This is a genomic window from Legionella adelaidensis, assembly GCF_900637865.1.
Classification (GTDB): Bacteria; Pseudomonadota; Gammaproteobacteria; order Legionellales; family Legionellaceae; genus Legionella_A; species Legionella_A adelaidensis.
The window spans coordinates 135,585-155,399 of record NZ_LR134433.1 but is presented as its reverse complement, the minus strand read 5'-3'; the positions used below and the strand labels follow the sequence as shown (position 1 = coordinate 155,399).

Below are 19,815 nucleotides of genomic sequence, written 5' to 3'. Positions count from 1 at the left end.
AAAGGCAGGAACGCAGATGCATCCCATTGAGTTATTAAAAACATGGCTGGAAGAGGAAAAATCCGCAAACATTCCTTATGCACAACATGCTGTATTATCCTCGCAAGGAATAAATGGACAGGCACACGGCCGCGTGGTTGCTATTCGTGAAATTAAGGAAGATAAACTCCTTTTTTTTACCCAAAAACGAACGCGCAAAGTTGAGGAAATAAAAAAGAACCCAGCTGTGACGTTGACCTTCTGGTTTGAACTGTCGGGACGAGAGGTTATTGTGGAAGGGGAAGCCATGTTTTTATCAGAAACGCAGAATAGGGATTACTGGAAGACTTATCCAAAACTTGCGCAAATTCGTTTTTGTAGCTATGCGCCAACATCGGGCTTGCCAATTGAAAATAAGCAGTTGCTAGAAGATAAAAGATTACAAATAGCAGAGCATAATCAACAAGAACAATCATTGCCGTTATCAAAAGATTATTGCGGAATATCAGTAAAACCTTTGAGATTTGTATTTTATGATTACCGCTTGGATGAATTGTCTGACGTCTGGGAGTATCAAATTGAAGGCTCTGAATTTGTTAGAAGACTTCTTTCTCCTTGAGAAACCACGTATTGCAGTTTGCCAAAAGCTAACACGTTAAATAGATCTTGGAGTACTCACTTGAGCGCAATTAGGAGGAATAATGAAAAATACGATTGCTAGTCAATTGATTAAACAAGAGCAACAATTATTAGATAGAACCGATTCTTTAGATATATTGGTTGATTTAATCGATGATGAGTTTATAGAAATTGGAAGTAGTTCAACTGTATACGATAAAGCCGAGGTTGTACGCTGGCTTGCAAGTGAAGATAAATCCGTCCATATTGGAACTTCATTCAAAGTAAATCAGCTTTCGGAGGATATTTTCTTATTGACCTACGTGAGTTCTATTAAAGATACCCCGGGTCCTGAGATAAAAAAAACAAATCTTAAATCCATTTTTTCAACTTTTTGAGCTTTAGAATGCTAATGGGATTTCTTTGAGGTTATAGATTATAAATGATGAGGATAGCGCCTATTGTGCGTTATAGCGCACAATAGTATAATTTGCTTTCCATGCGTCGTAAACGCACATCAGGCGCCACTCAATTGGGAAGCTGATATGACAAAGAAAGTTTTTTGGGATAATCCGTATTTGACAGAGTTAAATACGGTAGTCGATACGCTCGAGAATGATGAAATCACATTGCGAGAAACTATTTTTTATGCATTTTCTGGAGGACAAGAGAGTGATTGTGGAACGATAGAGGATTACCCAGTATTAGAGGCAAGGAAAGAAGGAAAGCAAATTTACTATAAGCTTCCTTCTGATCATAAATTAAAAGCAGGAGATCATGTACTAGTACTGATTGATTGGAGGAGGCGCTATCAATTAATGAGACTGCATTTTGCAGCGGAACTGGTATTGGAGCTTGTTTGTCGACGTTTTTCAGATGTAGTGAAAGTGGGTGCTCATATTGCAGAAGACAAAGCTCGGATAGACTTTCAGTGGTATGAGAAGATTTCTCCTTTTATTAACTCACTTCAGGAGGAAGCTCAGCACATTATTGATATAGATGAGGAAATTATCAGTGCATTTAGTGACGAAAAGAATGAAAGAAGGTATTGGAAAATCAATGAATTTGCCCAGGTTCCCTGTGGCGGTACGCATGTAAAACGTACCGGTGAAATAGGCCAAATTCGTTTAAAACGTCAAAATCCAGGTAAAGGAAAGGAACGGATTGAAATTTTTATATTATAAAGTTTATTCATTTGCCGTACTTTCAACTTTCATTATTTTATCTATTTGCTGGAATGCACTAGCAAGCGCATCTTGTTTCTTTTTTTCTCCTCGGTTAACACCCTCAGCCCTGATAAGGGTAATGTCATGAATGCCTAAAAAATTAAATACACGAAAGGAGGGCTCCCACACGCACAGTTTACTCGCATGCGGATACCTGCCGTGACAGGAACCCGCCAGAAAGGGAACCAGGTTAAAAAAAACGTGGGGTAATATCTTTGAATTAGTAATCTATCTACTCATTTACCTATTATTTCAAAAAAGGTAACAATAGGTCAGATCTTTGGTCCAACCTGTTCCCGCAACTCCCGCACAAACTGCTGAGTCCGCGTTTCGCCGCTGGAGAAAAACATCCGATGTTTAGCATACCGGGATAATTTTTCATTTTGCAACCGTGTAATTGGATCTTCCGCGCTCATGATAGCGCTTTTCAAAAGCGCTAAGCTGTTACGTTTTTCCTCAGTGGCATCGCTGCCTATGAAAGAGGGGTGATGCTTCTCTTTAAACCGATCAATGCGGAAACTAATATGTTGTTTTTGCCAATCAATCGAAGGCTTTTCTAAATGATCAGGTGGAGCTATATCTTCTTCAATTTCACCTTTCTGTTTTTGTACTGCGTGGGTAAAGCTCATTTTTCTACCACTAGCCCAATAATCCCAACCAGCGGCTAAATAATAAATCGGTGCAAAGACAAACTTTAGTAATTTAGTGGGCAAATCCAAGTCATGATTATGACTATGGCCAGGCGCCAAGCGTTCTTTGAGCATATCCGCCATATGGGCTTCTTCAGATTCATGCGTATGATCATGGTCATGTCCTTCATGATCATGGTGATGACAATGCGCATGCGCTTCGTTATCTGAATGACTTTTATGATGATGTGAAGAATTATAAAAGTAATGGGCATCTTCAAAGCCTTCACTAATAATTCCTAATAATGCCGAGAGAATTTGTGAAATTCCAGGCACGCGATCGGCAGTTACTCCAATACTTATTAAATGCCCTAAAAATAAAATAATCCGTAACGGGGTAATAGTAAGCTTTAAGACAATGCGGAAAGGATTAAAAATTTGTATCCAATTTTCATTTTCACGCAGTGTTTGATAGCTTTCTGAAATCCACTTACGAAGGCGTGTAAATATTCCCTCGGGATTTTTTAATTCGTTATCAATTAAATCTAAAGATTCGGCCGAGTTTTGGAGATTAAAAAACACCGAAGATAAACCCGTAATTAGAGGGTTGATAACACCCATAATAAAACCAGGCATTCTGGTCATCCAATGGAAAAGAGGTTTTGTCTCTTTTACTACGGTCCACCAGGTACCCGCTGTACAAACGGTCAAGGCAATGGCTAAGGTAGTCAATAGCAGTGCAGTACTCGCTAAAAAAACACTATAAAGACTAATTCCTTTTTTTAATTCATTTCTTACTCTCGTATACCAATTGGAAATGGTATTGTTAGTAATTAGATCGGTAATAGCATTAAAGCTCAGTAAACCATAGGCAGATCCCGCTATAATCGCCATAGGAATAATTAGCCAGGGTAGAGTGGCTACTGGTATCGCTGCGAGAAGAGGAATCGCGGCAAAGGTTTCCATTAATAAATAAGTGCTCCCAAGCCCCATAAATAATCCAGAGAAAAGGGTAAACACTTTGACTTTATTGAAGAGCGAGCGGCGATGACGTGTGGCTTCTTTCCATGATTTGCGCTGATGTTTGTCCATCCACGCTAATAACTCATTGACATAGGGATCTTTACTATTTCTCATGCTGGAAAAAAGTAAATGCGAAAAATATTTTTCCATATCTTTTAATGTTTTTTCCGCTCGTTTCTTTTCCCACGCACTTGCAGGGCTTAAACGCTCATGACCAAAGGCATGAACTATTTGTAATTGATGTTTATAGTCAATTACAAATTGTGGAACGTTCCTTTTATCAGATAAAGCATGAGTAAGAAGAAATTCATTCCCCAATTGGCGCTCCACAAAATTTGCTTTAAATAATTTATTTAAAGCGCCCTTCATATTTTGTAAATAAATTTCACCTTCATAGGCTACTGATAAAACAAGAGAAGCAAGTGCTAAAGACACTATGGGTAACAAAGAAAACATCCCGCCGAAACTTAATAAACCCAAAATAAGACTGGCGCCAAAAGTTAAGGAGTAGATTAAAAATTTTTTAGGTAATTTTTTTATTTGCATAATATCAATGGACAGAGATGAAGGAGAGCTAACTCTATACTAAATGATAATGATTATCAATAACTATTAGTGCAAAATGAGGACAGACTGGGTGTGGTGCTGAAGGCAAAATAATAAATTTGTTCCCAAAAACTTTTTTATCGGCCCCTAAAGGAAAAGCGTAAATTAAAACTTAAAATTTTTCTCTGTATGGAACTCTAATCGCGATATAATCATCTTTATTTTGTTTGCAGCTTATGAGTTATTTCCTCGATTTATCAATTTTAAAAGAAAACCGTAACTTTCGTTTAATTTATTCCGGTCAATTTATCTCTTTTATTGGGACGATGATTACTGGAGTAGCGCTCCCCTATCAAATTTATGATCTTACCGATTCCACACTAATGGTAGGTTTGCTGAGTCTTGCCCAATTGCTCCCGCTGCTTTTTACAGCGCTTATTGGCGGTGTTTTTGCCGATCGTTATAATCGACGTGGACTATTAATTGGTAGCGAACTATTCCTTGCTTTGGGTACACTCGGTTTAATTATCAATGCTAATACAGCCCAACCTCAAGTACTCCCGTTATTCATAATTTCTTCCTGTATGTCAGCGATTGTGGGTCTACACAGGCCTGCTTTTGATAGCATTATTCAACAAATAGTGAAACCTGAGGATTATAAAAAAGTAGGTGCATTGGGAGGTTTCAAGTTTAGTTTTTGTATGATTGTAGGGCCTGCAATTGCGGGGTTAATCCTTGCGCATTATGGCATAGTAATTACTTACTTAGTGGATTTTTTTACCTTTGCGTTTTCATTATTGAGTATTGTATTAATGCATCATATCCCTTCACCAGAAGATGCCGAGCATCCCTCCATTTTAACTTCTTTGAAAGAAGGGTTTTCTTTTGCTATGAGTCGTCAAGAATTAATTGGCAGCTATTTGGTAGATTTTTTTGCAATGATTTTTGCTATGCCTAATGCGCTTTTCCCTGCATTGGCACAACAATTTGGTGGTGTTAAAACGTTAGGTTTTCTCTATGCTGCGCCGGCGGTGGGATCGTTAGTCATTTCATTTATCAGTGGTTGGACCAATAAGATTACCCATGATGGGAGAGCCATAGCATTGTCTGCTGCTCTTTGGGGATTGGCTATTGTTGGATTCGGCTTGGCAAGTTCATTATGGTGGGCCTTATTTTTCCTGGCTTTAGCTGGTGCATTTGATGCAATTAGCGGGATCTTTCGATCGAGTTTATGGAATGAAACCATTCCACAAAAACTACGAGGCAGGTTAGCAGGGATTGAAATGATGAGTTATTTAAGCGGCCCCAAATTAGGAGATACCAGAGCGGGCTTGATAGCCGCGAGCTTAGGAATCCCCTTTGCTTTATTATCAGGCGGCATTTTATGTGTTCTCGGTGTAGGACTATGCTGTCTTTCCCTCCCTCGCTTTTGGAATTACCAGTCCAAGCGGGAAGATTTTTAGTTCAATTTGGGGTTTAATAGCTCGGAAATGGCTCATAATTTTCCATAGCGATTTAAGGCGTACTCTCCCATATTCTTGGCTATTTCCCCCTCGGCAAAAAATACTTTCCCGGTAATTTCTTTTTGTAGTAACCCTGCTTCTTCCTCATTGTGCGTACGAACGATAACCTCAATGTCTGGGTTTATTTGGCAAGCATATCGAATCATTTTCCTTACGTTAATAGTATCTGAGATGACAATGATGAGCATACTGGCTCGGGCAATATGGCCTTGAATTAACACGGAAGGATCAGAGGCATCTCCATACACTGCAGGAAAATTAGTGGCGCGGAGGTTTTCAATTATTTCGCGGTTCTCATCAACAACAACAAAAGGTATCGCCTTTTCAGAAAGTAAATGAGCCACACGCTTCCCCACACGACCATAACCCACTAATACTACTTGCCCTGCTAGATATTCTTCTTTAGTAGTCATTGGCAATTCAGCCAATGGATCGCTTGAACGCTCAAAAAAACTGAGCATTTTGGGGTAGGATTTTATCCATGCTTGAATGGGGTTTATAGCTTTAAATATAAGAGGGTTAATGGCTATGGATATCAGTGCACCGGCAAGAATAAAGTTTTGTCCTTCCTTGGGTAACATGCCTAAGCGTATCCCGAGTTCTGCCAGGATAAATGAGAATTCACCAATTTGTGCCAGGCTTGCTGATACGGTTAGTGCTGCTCGCAATGGATAGCGAAAAGCAAGAACGAGTGCAAAAGCTGCAATGGATTTTCCAATAACGATAATACCTATTACAGCTAACACTTGTAAGGGTTGTTGAACCAAAACCGCAGGATCAAACAGCATACCCACTGCGACAAAGAATAATACTGCAAATGCTTCTCTAAGGGGTAAGGATTCTTCGGCAGCACGATGGCTTAGTGAAGACTCACGCATAATCATCCCCGCAAAAAAAGCGCCTAAGGCAAATGAAACTCCAAATAACTTAGAAGCTACATAGGCAACACTAATTGCAGCAGTAATAACACATAAAGTAAATAATTCACGTGAACCAGTTCGGGCAACATGCCAGAGCAACTTCGGAAAAAACCGTCGACCGACCAAAAGCATGAATGCAATGAAAGCGGATACTTTAACAAGGGTTAGGCTCAGGACAAGCCATAAAGGTTGGACCATACCGACAGATGAACTACCAAGGCGGTGTGATAGTGGAGGGAGTAAAACAAGCACAACAATCATAACCAAGTCTTCGACTAGAAGCCAACCCACGGCAATATGGCCATTAATCGAATCGAGGGCGCCTCGCTCCTCCAAGGCTCGCAATAGAACAACCGTGCTTGCTACAGACAGCGAAAGTCCGAAAATTAGTGCGCTCCCATAATTCCAACCCCACATGATTGCAGTACATCCTCCAAGCAGGGTTGCTACAACAATTTGAACAATCGCACCAGGAATAGCAATCTTGCGGACCCGCATCAAATCGGATAATGAAAAATGTAACCCAACGCCAAATATCAGCAGCATAACCCCGATTTCAGCAAGTTCTTGGGCAATTTCTACATTCGCCATCAACCCAGGGGTAAATGGCCCAATAGCCACACCCGCTAATAAATAACCGACCAATGCTGGAATCTTAAAACGAGTAGCAATTAAGCCAAGGGTTAATGCCAAAGCAAAGCCCATAGCAATAGTAGTAATTAAGGGAAGCGAATGATGCATTTAAATAGTCCTTGTCTTAACTCTCAATATAAGCGAGATAGTTAGATATTAAATGCTAGGTCCAAAGGCCCAACGAAAAGATGCCACAGTCTTCTCTCATTATTAAGAAAGATTTTCTTTTGTTAAAAATCTATCAGATTCAAATGAACAGACTTTAGTGCCCCTCTTAAGAAATAATAAATTCAAAAGTTAATGCAATTTCTGTCCATTGGGCACACGCGCATCTACCGATGCTAAACAAATAGCCCCGGAATTATCAGAAAAACCTACTAATAAAAATTGCGAAGTAAAACCTGCAATATTTTTTTCTCCCAAATTAACGCAACCGATAACTCGTCGGCCAATCAAAGATTCTGGTGTGTAATGGATAGTAATCTGGGCAGAAGTTTGTAAAATTCCGATCGCGGGGCCAAAATCAACCCAAACCTTATAAGCTGGTTTTTTAGCTCGCTCAAAGGGCTCCGCCCTCACAATAATCCCCGACCGTAAATCAACTTTTTCAAAATCGTCATAGGAAATAGTCATGTTTGAATTTTTTAATTTCTATTGGTTGAATATTTCATTAATATGAATTTTTGGCAAATCTTTTACAAGCTGGCAGGCATTTTAAATACCAGGAATTCAGCGAAAAATTTTAGCGAATTAGGGGTGTCGCTCGTATTTTCAAATATAGTTTAAGCAAAAAATAAAGTAGGGTCGGTTATTATGTTGATTATTTTTGGTGGATTACCGGGAACAGGTAAAACAACGATTGCAAAAGAAGTCGCCAAGCAGTTAAAGGCTGTATACTTAAGAGTGGATACTATCGAGCAAACGCTAAAGAATTTGAATAAGTACCCTGCTTTCTCAATGATAGGGCCTGAGGGTTATGAAATCAGTTATGCTATTGCGAAAGAAAACTTAGCTTTGGGTTTGGATGTCGTAGCTGACTCTGTGAATCCCATTACCATTACAAGACAGGATTGGATTGAGGTGGCGAAATATACAAATACTCCATTTTTTGAGATTGAACTAATTTGTTCAAACCAAAAAGAGCACCAACGTCGGGTAGAAGAGAGAGTTGCGGATATAGAGGGCCATAACTTACCTACATGGCAAGATGTTTTACATCGAGACTATGAGCCTTGGGAAACCAAGTCATTGACGATTGATACATCAAAATGTTCTATCAACGAGTCAGTGAAAATTATCATGGATTGCCTCGCACAAAATAATGCGCCTTGAAAGTAGGTGGGGCAGATAGCCGCTCAGGAATACAAGAGCTGCTATCAACTTAAGAGAATACTACCTTTGCTTTTCCAAAGCTTGCATAACTTTGTTAACATCTTGCTCAACAATCTTGTTGATTTCCGCAATTTCGTCAGAATAGCCGGTGGATTCAACAATCAAAGTAGCTACTTCTTCATAAAAACCATCGCGTTCGGCATGTTGTTTTTCCAAAAAAATTTTCATATCAGCTACCGGAAGCGAGGGAGCCTGTGCGTTTTTCATACGATCAAGTTGCGTAGGGATAGATACTTTCAAATAAACAACAAATTCGGAAGACAATAACTTCCGGCACGCTTCACTTAACACAACACATTCTTCCAGTAAAACCACCACATTTTCTTTTTCAATAGAATGAGAAATGATCTCAGCTTGACACCGATTAAACGCCGCTTCACCTTCTACACCTAAAATTTCATGTGTTAGTCGACCAATATAACGCTCAATACTTGGATTGGCATCGACGATTTGCCACCCCAATTTTTTAGCCAATGCTTCAGTAAATATAAATTTACCCGCGCCCATATGACCAACGATGAAGATACGTTTTGTCATTTTAATGTCCTCTTTATTTGCAGTAATGAAATGAATAGTAACATGTCGGTATGGAATGTCTTAAGTCTTGAGTATTTGTTCCTGTTTTAGGCTAGGGCAATTACTTAGGCGCTTTATATCCTCTTTTGACATATTAGAGGGAAAAGACATATGACAGTATTGATTAAAATATTGTCACGACCTATAATAAGACCAATAATGAGACCTATATTTAGGTCAAATTAAAGAGAGAGGTGTAAATACTATGGAACGCGTACTGGTTTCTTCTGTAGCGAGCATAAGCGAATTAAAAAAGAATCCAACAAAGCTTATAAATGGTGCTCATGGGCATCCTGTTGCTATTTTAAATCATAACTCACCCGCAGCCTATTTGGTTCCTGCTGAAACATTCAAGAAAATAATGGCTTTACTAGAAGAGCAAGGTGATGATTTATTGCTTGCATCAATTGTTAAAAATAGATTATCTAAGAAATTTACCCCAATTGAAGTTAGCTTAGATGACCTATAAGTTATCATTTCATCCAAAAGCATTAGAGGAGTGGAACAATCTTGATAATCGCATTAAAAAGCGCTTTAAAAAAAAGCTGGCCGAAAGACTAGATAATCCTCATGTACCAAAATCAAAACTCCATGGCGATCTAAGTCATTGCTATAAAATTAAATTATTAAAAGATGGCTACCGCCTAGTATATCAAGTAAATGAAAACTCCGTAACCGTTATGGTTGTAGCAGTTGGCCAAAGAGATAAAAGCAAAGCCTATGAGGCAGCAATAAAGAGGCTTAAGTAATTTAAAATTTACCCTTTGTCCTTACTATAAACCTATTCATAAACCCCTTTTATAAAAAACTTCTTTAAATGATAGTAATTTAAACCATAAAAATTGTTGCTGAAATAATTTGCATTGAGTGAAACATTTATTATCGAATCATAATTTGTTTCATTTGCGGAGTTGACTATGGAAACATCTCAAATAAAAATTAGCGAACTATCACGATTATCTGAAATTAATAAAGTATCAATAAGTCGGCTATTATTATCTTAAGTAATATCGCTCCTTCAGAAAATATGCACAAAAAGAATTTGTTAAACAGCTCAATTCAATAACCGCACTTTGCCTAGATCTTCATAAAATAATAATGTTGTAATTTATTTGCTAAAAATTATGTTGTAACTTCCTTTTGCGCCCATCCGGGTTTAACGCATAACTCTAATCATAAAGATTATTACGAGTTTTCGTTTACCCATTTTTGAATTTCTATCGTACTCTCTTTCAAAGTAGTAATAGCCTGTTCATATAATCTCTCCAATAAATCCCGCCCCCCCACTTTCCAATAGCGTTCTAAATATTGACAAGCCATTTTGATCTTCATGGTACCTACGTAGACTGCTCCTCCTTTAATCTTATGTGCAATTTGTTGCACTTTCTCCCAGTCGCCTTGCTCGTGAAAAGCTATCATTTTTTCTACATCTTGTGTAAGCGACTCATTAATCAATAACCTGAGCATGGAAGCGAGCATTGCTTTATCACCGGTAGTTTTTATTCCTTCTTCAACATCTAAAATTGGAAAGGGCTCTAGATTAAAAAACTCTTCCTCCAATTGAGGAAGATCTTTTGCATATTGGCCAGAATTCGAAACATCGGCATTTAGTGATTTAACAGCAAAAGTATTAAGAATATCCGAACAGTTTTTAGCAGTTAAAGGCTTGGTGAGTACAGCATTCATGCCAGCATCAATGCATCTTTTCTTATTCTCATCACCTGCGTGCGCAGTTAGCGCGATGATGGGGATGTGAGTATTTTTAGAAGCTTCTTCCAGTCGAATTTTTCGCGCTACTTCGTTACCATCCATATCGGGTAATCCGATGTCCATAAAAATTAAGTCATAGGATTTCTCTTTCCAAAGCTCAAGAGCCTTCTCTCCACTTTCGGCTATGTCAACTTTGCATTCAAAGGACTCTAGCATGGATTTCGCTACTTTTTGGGCAATTAAATTGTCTTCCACTACCAAAATATTAAATTGTATATGTTGGTTCTTGGACGGTTCATCTTTTTTTATTTGTTGAGCATAAGTAGCTTGGTACTGTTGTTCTAATTGATGATCAGCATTTTCATCAATCCCAAAATCATCGTCTAATAAAGATTCTTGCAATGGCAAAATAATAGTAAATTTTGTACCCTTACGTTGCTCACTTTCAACGTAAATTTCTCCTTCCAATTCATCAACAAACTGTTTTACAACTGAAAGACCTAGACCAGCACCTTTATATATGCCTTGGTAGGAGGGGGTGAGACGTCTAAATTGAAGATAAATATCTTGTTGTTTTTCTTTTGGTATGCCTACACCTGAATCTTCCACACAGAATCTTAAAATTACTTTGTTATTCTTGGGTTGTACGAAATTAGCAGTTAATTTTACAAAACCGTAATCGGTGAAATTAAGTGCATTTCCTACTAATTCAAGAAATATACGATGTAGCCTGATTTTATCTCCGAGGAAGTAAAGTGGGATTTTTGAATCAAAATCAAGGGATAAGGTAAGGTTCTTTTCAGCCGCTTTAGAAAGATTAAGGTTAATAATATTTTCTAAGCTCTTTTTTAGGTTAAATTTTCTTTTTAACTTGGGTATCTCACCAGAACTGACCCTAATAGACTCTAGGACTTCATCAAGTAACTCAAGCAACGCATGGCTCGAGACGATTAGATTATCTGCATACTCTTTAATTTTCTTCTCTGTGGATTCATTTTTAAGTATTTCTGAGAAACCCACAATTCCAGTCAAGGGTGTACGGATATCATGTCGCATATTTTCCAAAAATGCCGTTTTGGCCTTACTGGCCGCTTCTGCGTTTTCTATAGCTTTTTTCAGTTGTGTCTCATATTCCTTCTCTTTTGTAACATCTACGGCCACCCCAGTGACTCCACAACAATTTCCATTCGAGTCGTATATAGGAAATCCATTATCCAAAATCCAACGAATAGTCCCATCTGGCCTAATTATTCGGTATTTTTCAGAAAAACGTGCTTCCTCCCCTTGAATGGCAATTTTTTCTGCCATTTCATGAATAGGATTTTTTTGTAAGGCATCATCAGGGTGGAGGAAATTTATCCAAGTTTCAGGGTTTTTATAAAGTTCTTTTCGAGAACGCCCCCATATTTTTTCATAAGCAGGACTAATGTATTCGATTTTTTTAAAATCAGGACTACTTAGCCAATAGACATTTTCACTCTTGTCAGCGAGTTTTTCTAAAAAGATTCCTATATCTTCCAGGGATAATTTTTTTTTACCATCCTTTGCCATTTATTTTCCTTTGGGGTTCTCTATTATTTTAATAATAAATTGTGAAAATGTGTAAAATCCTATTCACTGTATAGTGAAAACTCTTTTGGATGGCATCCTGTTATTGGGGGATTGAGTTTATTTGATTTTGATTGTAATTCCGTAGGAATAGTAATTAGTATTGCCCGTGCCTCTATTAATAAATTATTTAATATTTCATTCTGGGTTTTGAGGTCTAAACAAGAGAAAGAATCACTAAACGAAGGTAGTTTATTTTTAATTGTATGGTGTTTTTCAACATCCAATTCTGCCAAAGTTATTAAGGTTTCTTCAAGTTGAAGGCGTAATTTATTATTTTTATTTTTTCTTGCTGTTCGCAATCTACTTTCGAGACGATCTAATAAATCTTTTAGATCATTTAAACTTTCGCTGCATGTTAGCCTTATTAGCCCAAGTTCTGCATTAAGACCGTAATAGGAAAGTGGTGAAATCATCACAAAATCTTCAAATAATAAAGAGTAAGCTATTTGTTCATCAGTGCAAATTATTCCATTAGTTTTTATAGCAGGGTAAGTTGCTTCAGAAATGGGCTCGCCGATAAGATCACTAAAATCCGCTAAACTGTAAAAAGTGCCTTCAATTTTATTTTGGTGAGGTACGTTTGCGCCAATATTGGCAAGACGTTTTTGTACGTACTCTACTTTGGGTTGATAAAAATTAATAATCGTTTGGATATCAGATTTCTTAAAATGGGCCATTGTTTCAGCATAAGCAAGTTGTAGTGAGACAGGTGAATGGCCGCAGTTAATTATATTAAATTGTACAAGTTTTGACATAATACAGGAATCAAAAGCCAGTGTTATAGCCATCCTTTCTCCTGCGGCGGACAAACCTTTTGTTGCCGAGCGCATGAGTATTATTCTTTTTTTTAAGTCAGGTGCAACAGACAGCAAAGAAGTATGCTTTCCTACAAATACCATTTCTGCGTAGGCTTCATCCAAAATAATAACCATTTCGGGAAACTTCCTTAAAACAGCTGCTATCGCAAGAAGTTCAATTTTATCTAAGACAGTACCTAAAGGATTATTGGGGTCACATAATAAAAATGCTTTTGGGTAAATGCCGTCCAATTTTGCTAGCTCATAAGCCGAGGTTATAGCTTCCTGCAAACTTTCAGCTGTTAATCGGCATTTAGGATTTTGCATGACATCTACAGGATGAAGAGTCGCTGAAGATTCAGCATACAAAGAATAGTAGGGAAAAGGGGTAACTATTCGGCATCCAGTGGAGCCGTCCATAATTGCGGAAAAAATTGCTTTAAGCGCCCCAGCGCCACCTATATTAAATAAAACATTCTGTTCATTAATTTCAGTTTGATACCAACTTTGCATTGCGGCAGCCATAGTTTTTCTGGCTTGAAGATTTCCTTGCGGGTGATCATAAGTAATCGCCTCACCGGAATGATTTAACCAATAATTTACCAGAAAGTCTTTCGTATACTTATGCAAGGACAAAGTTGGTTTACCAATACCAGCAAAGATCATTTTTTTTTTAGAGCTTGCAAGATGGTTTTCTCGTAAATATTGAGCCCACATTACTAAAAGCATATTTTTTTCAATTTTATTTGCAGGACAACCTTCAGGAGTAAACATGCACTCTCCGTATTGATAAATATAATGAATTACGTGGACAATATTTTTTGTTTCGCATAATACATTTTGTATATAAATTTGTCAAAAAATTAATTTGGACATAGAAAAAAGTTCATAATAATAGGGTGGCTCACATTAAATGAGGTAGGAGAATCTACGTTAGTTTGCAATCCATATACATGAAAGAGCAAAATTTATTTGAGTGCGATACCTTTAAAAAGGAATAATTTCTTTTAAGGAATTAAGTAAAATGATCTATTAAATCTTAACTAAAATTAATTTTGGATCTTGCGAGTTGCCTTTCACAAAGTATGATAAAGATATCAAGCTGATGGATCCAAAAAAGATTAAAATTATGCTGGGTAGAAATCCAAAACCAGAAAGATTGGCTAGCTTAAATGCAAGTAGGGGTGTGATGCCGCCACTTATGCTGCCCGCAAGTGAATATAATATACCTGTTGCGGAGCATCTTAATGATGGAGGAAAAATTTCTGTAATAAGTACCGGAGTAACAGCGAAAACACACGAGCAGGGAATTCCGATAAGTATATGTAGAAATAAAGTTAGATAAAAACTCCCCGTACACAAGAATATAAAGTAAGGAATAATTAAAAAGATAATGGAGAGCGTACCCAAAAAAAGAATGCTAGTGCGGCCATAGATATCTGACAAATATCCAAAAAATGGCAAAAAGCAAATTAATACTGCTAAACCTATGGAGTTTATCAAAAATGCATCACCAGTTGAGATTTTACTAAAATTAAAAATGTGAATGGGTGCATAAATAAACACTAATATAGTGACCGATACCCCAAATGCAACTAAGGAACAAATTAAAAAAGAATCAAATAGTCTAGATCGGATGGTTGTTTTCATCTCTATAAAGATTGCTTGAAAACTTCTTTTGGGGAACCGGGAGTTTTGCATGATAAATTCAAAACTCTCGGGGATACTTCTTCGTACCCACAGACCAAAAAACATGGTTAAAAGAGATACTAAAAAGGCAAATCTCCAGCTGTAATCTGGAATAGCACCTGAATTAATCATATGTACGATGCTTGTTCCAACTAACGATGCCAAAAGCATCCCACTATTAACTCCAAAAGCAGCCCACGACCCATAGAATCCTTTTTTATTAGGTGCACAGCTTTCAATTAATAGTGAAATTGAACTTATATATTCTCCTCCTATTGCCACAATTTGTACTAATCTGAAAAGGACTAAGAATAATATAGCGAATGCTCCAATGTGAGTATAGGAAGGCAAAATCCCTACTAGGGAAGTACACAAGCCCATTAATAGAATGCCAACGATTAGAACTTTTTTTCTTCCAATTTGATCTGCTAAAATTCCAAAAATTAAACTGCCTATAGGTCTTAAAATATAACTAATAAAAAAGAGGAAAAAAATATCAGAAAGATTGGAGCCTGGGGGTAAAAATTCGCTTGATAAGTATATTGAAAAAAGGCCCCAAATCCCAAACTCATACATTTCTAGAGCATTGCCGATAGCTCCACTAACGAGAATTTTTTTGGAAACTTTAAACATTATTCCTTCGGCCTTTGTAAAAGCTCTCCGGATTTAAGGAGCTCGTCTTTGAAGCCTAGAGAAGCAAAATTCTGAATTTTATCTATAAAAAGTATACCTTCTAAGTGGTCGTATTCATGCTGCACTACTCGTGCATGTAAATCGGAAACTTCTCTTTCAACAAAATTTCCTTCAAAGTCATATCCCCTATAACAAATTGATTTGAAGCGAGGAACTTTCCCTCTTAGCTCACCCACACTAAAACAACCTTCATAATTCTCAATTATAGTGTCCGAAATAGGAGTATAAGAGGGGTTAAATAAAACTGTGTAGGGTATGCTTGGTAAATGCTTATGAATGGGATGCTGTTTCATTCCGAATACAATGGCTCTTTTATTTATGCCAATTTGAGGAGAGGCCAATCCTACGCCTTTGTGTTCAATTAATATTTTAAATAAAAGATCAGAAAGTTTTTTTAATTCTTCTGTGCCAAACTCATGTGTTTGTATGGGGGTAGATATTTTTCTTAAAATTGGATTACCAATTTGTAATATATCATAATTACTCATATATACTCATTTATTATTTATTACCAGTTTAAGAGAACTCTGATTAGAATGTGTAGATTTTTTAGATTTAAAATTACTTGAGGTAATTAATTTATCTTTAAAGTGATAAGAGTTGTACATTGGGATTATAGAATTTAAAAAATAATCACCTAAGTCCATTATTTTATAAATGTTGGCTGTATAATATTCCTTTAATAATTTATTTTTAGATTTAGTAGCATATGAAAATAATAAACAAAAATTATTTAAATCTCTGCATATTGTGAAACCACTTGTGAGTTTATTATTTAGTAACTTTATTTGTTTTTTTTCTCTTAATTCATAACTATATTCATTTTCAAATTCCCACCAAATGATTTCATTTCTAACTTCATTGGGAGGTATGAAACATACATCATTCTCCCATAAATTTTGGTGAATCAAATTAAATTCAATACTTGGAATGGTTGAAAAAGCGATTATTTCCTTATTTGAATTAATTATTTTAAGCCCTATATAGTCTATATCGAAGAGTCCCTGTATTTCAAAAAAAATATTTTTAACTAATCTTCTATTTTCAAATAAGATTTCCAATAGCTTTGAATGAAGTATCGGCTTAACAGACAGAGTATTTATTTTCTCAAGCATTTGCCTTTTTTTCATTTTTTATTCCATTAAAACGAATAGCAGAATTTATCGAAATATTAATAATTTTTAGGATAGATTCATTATCAGCTTTGATGTGGGTTACGTCGCTGATTATGTCCATTATAAAGTTTACTAACTCTTTTTCATTTCCCGATAAACTGTATAGTGGGGCACTTTTTAATAAGATATATTCTAGGATTTCGGGATCAATCTGTATAAGTTGACTGTAGTCTAAATTTACTGGGCTTTCTGGCTCCTCCCCAAATAACAACCACCCGGGGGGGACGTTAAGCCACTTTGCAATTTTATAGATTGTGTCGATTTCTGGTAATGCTTCTCCCAACACATATCTTCTAGCCATTTGAATTGAGCAACCACAGACCTTAGCTATAGCGCTAATTTTCACTCCTGCTAGAGATTTAGTAGAAGATAATCCTTTATTGATCATCAATTTTTTCAACCGATGTGAAAAGTTATTAACGAAATACTCTCTTTTCATTAAATCTCCTTAACAAGAACAATAAATATACCTTTTAAGTTCAACGTTTTCAATTATCCCATAATTAAGTTAACTCAAAGTTTACTTTAATTTTAAATTAACATATTATGAAAACTTTAAAGGATTTACTAACAGCAAGGAGCAAAAAAGATGTCTCAAAAATCGCCGTATATTTTAAGTCTTATTTACAGGGAAAAGATTACAGAACTTTGTAAGTCCCTGGGTAAAATGGACTTAACCCATTTTGCGATGTATATCATTTTTAATGACAAAAGTACGTTTGCTTTATCAAATGTCTTCCCCTTTCTTAAATCCTACTATCAAGAGGAGCTTTATAAAGAGGACTATACTGTTACCCCGCATTTCTTAAATTTTCGTGAGCAGGGGTATTATTTATGTTCTGAGAATTTCTCAGGCTCTGAACGGCTAAAAAAGATTCTTGAAAATAATTATTCCCTATACCCTGTCTTTAATATCGTAAGACATCATTCCGAATGTACTTTTGTTTTTAGTGCCATACGCAATACGCCTTGTGAAACCCCCCATTCTTTTTATCAAAAGACCCTTTCCAAATTTGAAACATTTTGCACCGAATTTGTTGATGGGTGCCTGGATATTATTGTGAATTTTAATCCGCACTATCAGTTCTCTTTTATATTAAACGATAAAGCATTGCGCGATGCGGTCATTAAAAGAGGGTACGAGGAAGACCTTCAGTTAACCTCCCGTCAATTGGAGTGTCTTTGGCTTGCCATGCAAGGTAAGTCCGTTAAAGAAATTGCTAAAACTTTAGAAATTAGTTTTTTTACCGTGGAAAAACACTTTAAAAATATCCGGGAGATTTTTAGTTGTGATTCTTTGACCATTGCTATTTATAAAGCGATTCAAAGAGGAATTATTGGCAAGGTAAGTGGTATCCCTTCTGTTGATACAAAAAAATCTAGTAGTTTTGCAAGGCCTCAGGAAACAATCGACTAGTCCCTGTGGGGATTTTTTAAAAGTTTGGTTGTGGAAAACCACAACCAAAAGACATATAAACGCCTGGATATATTTTGCACATAAATTAGATCAATCAAGATCCCTCAAACAAAAATAGTTTTATTGTTTCAAATGGTATGAAGGTAAACCATTCTTTTTATATTCATTTGAATAACAATTTCGAAAACAATTTTTTATTGAATTTACAGTTTAATAAGTTTCGTCGAGCCATGGACATTGACTTAATTGGAACGCCTTATTCTACTAGCGATAGAATTAGCATAGGTGAGAAGGATTAAGAAATGAATAGTGTCCTATTTTAATTTAAATGGTGTATTATCAGGATCAGCGCCAATAAGCCCTAGAACCCAAGGTTTTTTACAGATAACGGTGCCTATTTATTGATAGTTTAATGGATTAACAAAAAATGACTGAGAATATGGCGAATTGTCCTACGGTGACCTCAGGTCATATCACTGTTCTTCGTTTATTTGATCTTGCTTTTGCAATCGATCTCGTTAAGGCAGAAGCTTTGTGGACTAGCCAAGCTCGCCAGGGTGGACGTATTAAATTGGCGAATACGCCAAAAAAAGCGATTGATTTTGGCGAAGCCCCTCTTAGTCTTGCATTACCAACGATCCATGTCAGTTTAGAAAAGCCTCAAGGCTATGTTGAAATGGAAGCGAATGTCACCGCGCGGCTCTATGCTTTTGGTGTTGTTACATTGGCATTGCAAATCCAAGCAGATAACCTTTCCTGGGATGATTACACTACTCGGGTTAATGCGATAGAACAGGCTATTGGTCCAAGAACGGATGCTATTATCTGGTCCAATTTACTCGAAATGGTGCGTGAACAGATTGGTGAGGCGTTTACCCGCCCTCATCGCTCGGAGCTTGTGGAAGATTATCTAGTGGCGACTGTTCATCATTTTTCTACACCCGTCCCTGCGGCAACCTTGGGTCGAGAAATTGATCTGGTTCCTTTACTTAGTGGTGAAACACGTCCCTTGAGTGAAGGGGCAAAAGCTGATTTGCTGAGTCGTCGCTTCAGTTATTTTACTGATGATTTAGTTGTCCTTACCTGGGATCGCGTTTTCATTTATGAACCGCATCACGGAACAGATGTTGCTGAGGTGCTTGAAGTTGCCAATGCTCAATTCTTACAAATGCGTTATTACGATGAATTACTAGATGCGGAACTACCAAAAATGTACGATTTGGTGGAAGAGGCTACCCGTCATCGCAGCTTAGGATCGCGCCGTTTTGCTAACCTTGCTCGTCGTTTATATACATTAGTGGCCGAAACAACCGAACTTACTGAAAAGGTCGACAATGCTTTGCAAGTTACTGAAGATGTTTATCTTGCGCGTATTTATACCGCAGCGCTAGATTTATTCCGGGTTAAAGCGGTAAGTAATGCTGTAGATCGCAAATTATCAATTATAAGGGATACCTACTCAGCTCTCTATGACGAGGCTGCCAGTGCTCGTGCAGGGTTGATGGAGATAGCAGTTATTGTGCTGATATTTTTTGAAGTGGTACTCGGGGTGTTACATTATTTTTAAATTAAGGGAGCCATAGTACTTTATTTTATGGTGAGCGATTTACTCTCATTCTAAATTTGAAGGAAGAGAGTAAACGGGTACTTATCAGGCC

The 19,815-nt window shown here is 36.9% G+C and carries 20 protein-coding genes; 9 read left to right on the top strand and 11 right to left on the bottom strand.

Annotated elements, in window-relative coordinates:
- Window positions 1–16 precede the first annotated feature (16 nt).
- The 3 genes from EL206_RS08150 to EL206_RS08140 all read left to right on the top strand — a co-directional run bounded on the left by EL206_RS08150 (window position 17) and on the right by EL206_RS08140 (window position 1,781).
- Window positions 17–598: a pyridoxamine 5'-phosphate oxidase family protein gene (locus EL206_RS08150; protein WP_058461435.1), complete on the top strand. Its 582-nt coding sequence runs from the start codon at window positions 17–19 to the stop codon at window positions 596–598.
- 82 nt (window positions 599–680) lie between these two features.
- Complete coding sequence (locus EL206_RS08145; RefSeq protein ID WP_058461434.1) at window positions 681–995, top strand: nuclear transport factor 2 family protein; 315 nt, start codon at window positions 681–683, stop codon at window positions 993–995.
- A 147-nt stretch (window positions 996–1,142) separates the two neighbouring features.
- Entirely contained in the window at window positions 1,143–1,781 is a 639-nt protein-coding gene (locus tag EL206_RS08140) for an alanyl-tRNA editing protein (RefSeq protein WP_058461433.1), read from the top strand.
- Window positions 1,782–1,784: 3 nt separating this feature from the next.
- Here EL206_RS08140 and EL206_RS09995 read toward each other — a convergent pair whose 3' ends face one another.
- On the bottom strand, window positions 1,785–1,952 hold the full coding sequence (locus EL206_RS09995) for a hypothetical protein (protein ID WP_157058186.1): 168 nt from the start codon (window positions 1,950–1,952) through the stop codon (window positions 1,785–1,787).
- A 143-nt stretch (window positions 1,953–2,095) separates the two neighbouring features.
- A complete protein-coding gene (locus EL206_RS08135) occupies window positions 2,096–4,021 on the bottom strand; it encodes a hypothetical protein (protein ID WP_058461432.1) in 1,926 nt (641 codons plus the stop codon).
- A gap of 236 nt (window positions 4,022–4,257) precedes the next feature.
- Between EL206_RS08135 and EL206_RS08130 the strand changes: the two genes are divergently transcribed.
- Window positions 4,258–5,484 carry an MFS transporter gene (locus tag EL206_RS08130; RefSeq protein WP_058461431.1) on the top strand — a complete coding sequence of 409 codons (1,227 nt, stop codon included), beginning with the start codon at window positions 4,258–4,260 and terminating at the stop codon, window positions 5,482–5,484.
- A gap of 32 nt (window positions 5,485–5,516) precedes the next feature.
- On the opposite strand, the gene EL206_RS08125 is transcribed toward EL206_RS08130, so the two are convergent.
- On the bottom strand, window positions 5,517–7,205 hold the full coding sequence (locus tag EL206_RS08125; protein ID WP_058461430.1) for a cation:proton antiporter domain-containing protein: 1,689 nt from the start codon (window positions 7,203–7,205) through the stop codon (window positions 5,517–5,519).
- Between the two features lie 189 nt (window positions 7,206–7,394).
- Window positions 7,395–7,730 (bottom strand): tRNA-binding protein, encoded by a 336-nt coding sequence (locus EL206_RS08120; protein WP_058461429.1) that lies wholly within the window; start codon window positions 7,728–7,730, stop codon window positions 7,395–7,397.
- A 180-nt stretch (window positions 7,731–7,910) separates the two neighbouring features.
- Here EL206_RS08120 and EL206_RS08115 point away from each other — a divergent pair, with 180 nt between their 5' ends.
- Window positions 7,911–8,429, top strand: coding sequence for a P-loop nucleotide/nucleoside kinase family protein (locus EL206_RS08115; protein WP_058461428.1), 519 nt, complete (start codon window positions 7,911–7,913; stop codon window positions 8,427–8,429).
- Window positions 8,430–8,489: 60 nt separating this feature from the next.
- On the opposite strand, the gene EL206_RS08110 is transcribed toward EL206_RS08115, so the two are convergent.
- Window positions 8,490–9,026 carry a shikimate kinase gene (locus tag EL206_RS08110; protein ID WP_058461427.1) on the bottom strand — a complete coding sequence of 179 codons (537 nt, stop codon included), beginning with the start codon at window positions 9,024–9,026 and terminating at the stop codon, window positions 8,490–8,492.
- A gap of 244 nt (window positions 9,027–9,270) precedes the next feature.
- Here EL206_RS08110 and EL206_RS08105 point away from each other — a divergent pair, with 244 nt between their 5' ends.
- Complete coding sequence (locus tag EL206_RS08105) at window positions 9,271–9,534, top strand: type II toxin-antitoxin system prevent-host-death family antitoxin (RefSeq protein WP_058461426.1); 264 nt, start codon at window positions 9,271–9,273, stop codon at window positions 9,532–9,534.
- On the top strand, window positions 9,524–9,814 hold the full coding sequence (locus tag EL206_RS08100; protein ID WP_058461425.1) for a type II toxin-antitoxin system RelE family toxin: 291 nt from the start codon (window positions 9,524–9,526) through the stop codon (window positions 9,812–9,814). Before EL206_RS08105 ends, EL206_RS08100 begins: the two co-directional genes overlap by 11 nt.
- 436 nt (window positions 9,815–10,250) lie before the next feature.
- Here EL206_RS08100 and EL206_RS08095 read toward each other — a convergent pair whose 3' ends face one another.
- The 6 genes from EL206_RS08095 to EL206_RS08070 all read right to left on the bottom strand — a co-directional run bounded on the left by EL206_RS08095 (window position 10,251) and on the right by EL206_RS08070 (window position 17,179).
- Window positions 10,251–12,326 carry a PAS domain-containing hybrid sensor histidine kinase/response regulator gene (locus tag EL206_RS08095; RefSeq protein WP_065310920.1) on the bottom strand — a complete coding sequence of 692 codons (2,076 nt, stop codon included), beginning with the start codon at window positions 12,324–12,326 and terminating at the stop codon, window positions 10,251–10,253.
- Window positions 12,327–12,385: 59 nt separating this feature from the next.
- Window positions 12,386–13,957 carry an aminotransferase class I/II-fold pyridoxal phosphate-dependent enzyme gene (locus EL206_RS08090; RefSeq protein ID WP_058461424.1) on the bottom strand — a complete coding sequence of 524 codons (1,572 nt, stop codon included), beginning with the start codon at window positions 13,955–13,957 and terminating at the stop codon, window positions 12,386–12,388.
- A 258-nt stretch (window positions 13,958–14,215) separates the two neighbouring features.
- On the bottom strand, window positions 14,216–15,505 hold the full coding sequence (locus EL206_RS08085) for an MFS transporter (RefSeq protein WP_058461423.1): 1,290 nt from the start codon (window positions 15,503–15,505) through the stop codon (window positions 14,216–14,218).
- The gene (def, locus tag EL206_RS08080) at window positions 15,505–16,053 is read right to left on the bottom strand and encodes a peptide deformylase (RefSeq protein ID WP_058461422.1); all 549 of its coding nucleotides are present in this window, start codon (window positions 16,051–16,053) and stop codon (window positions 15,505–15,507) included. Before def ends, EL206_RS08085 begins: the two co-directional genes overlap by 1 nt.
- Before the next feature lie 6 nt (window positions 16,054–16,059).
- A complete protein-coding gene (locus EL206_RS08075; protein ID WP_058461421.1) occupies window positions 16,060–16,695 on the bottom strand; it encodes a hypothetical protein in 636 nt (211 codons plus the stop codon).
- Window positions 16,673–17,179: a helix-turn-helix domain-containing protein gene (locus EL206_RS08070; protein ID WP_058461420.1), complete on the bottom strand. Its 507-nt coding sequence runs from the start codon at window positions 17,177–17,179 to the stop codon at window positions 16,673–16,675. Before EL206_RS08070 ends, EL206_RS08075 begins: the two co-directional genes overlap by 23 nt.
- A 150-nt stretch (window positions 17,180–17,329) precedes the next feature.
- Here EL206_RS08070 and EL206_RS08065 point away from each other — a divergent pair, with 150 nt between their 5' ends.
- Entirely contained in the window at window positions 17,330–18,157 is an 828-nt protein-coding gene (locus EL206_RS08065) for a helix-turn-helix transcriptional regulator (protein ID WP_141117179.1), read from the top strand.
- A gap of 427 nt (window positions 18,158–18,584) precedes the next feature.
- Complete coding sequence (locus tag EL206_RS08060) at window positions 18,585–19,724, top strand: RMD1 family protein (RefSeq protein WP_202971931.1); 1,140 nt, start codon at window positions 18,585–18,587, stop codon at window positions 19,722–19,724.
- The last annotated feature ends 91 nt before the right edge of the window (window positions 19,725–19,815 follow it).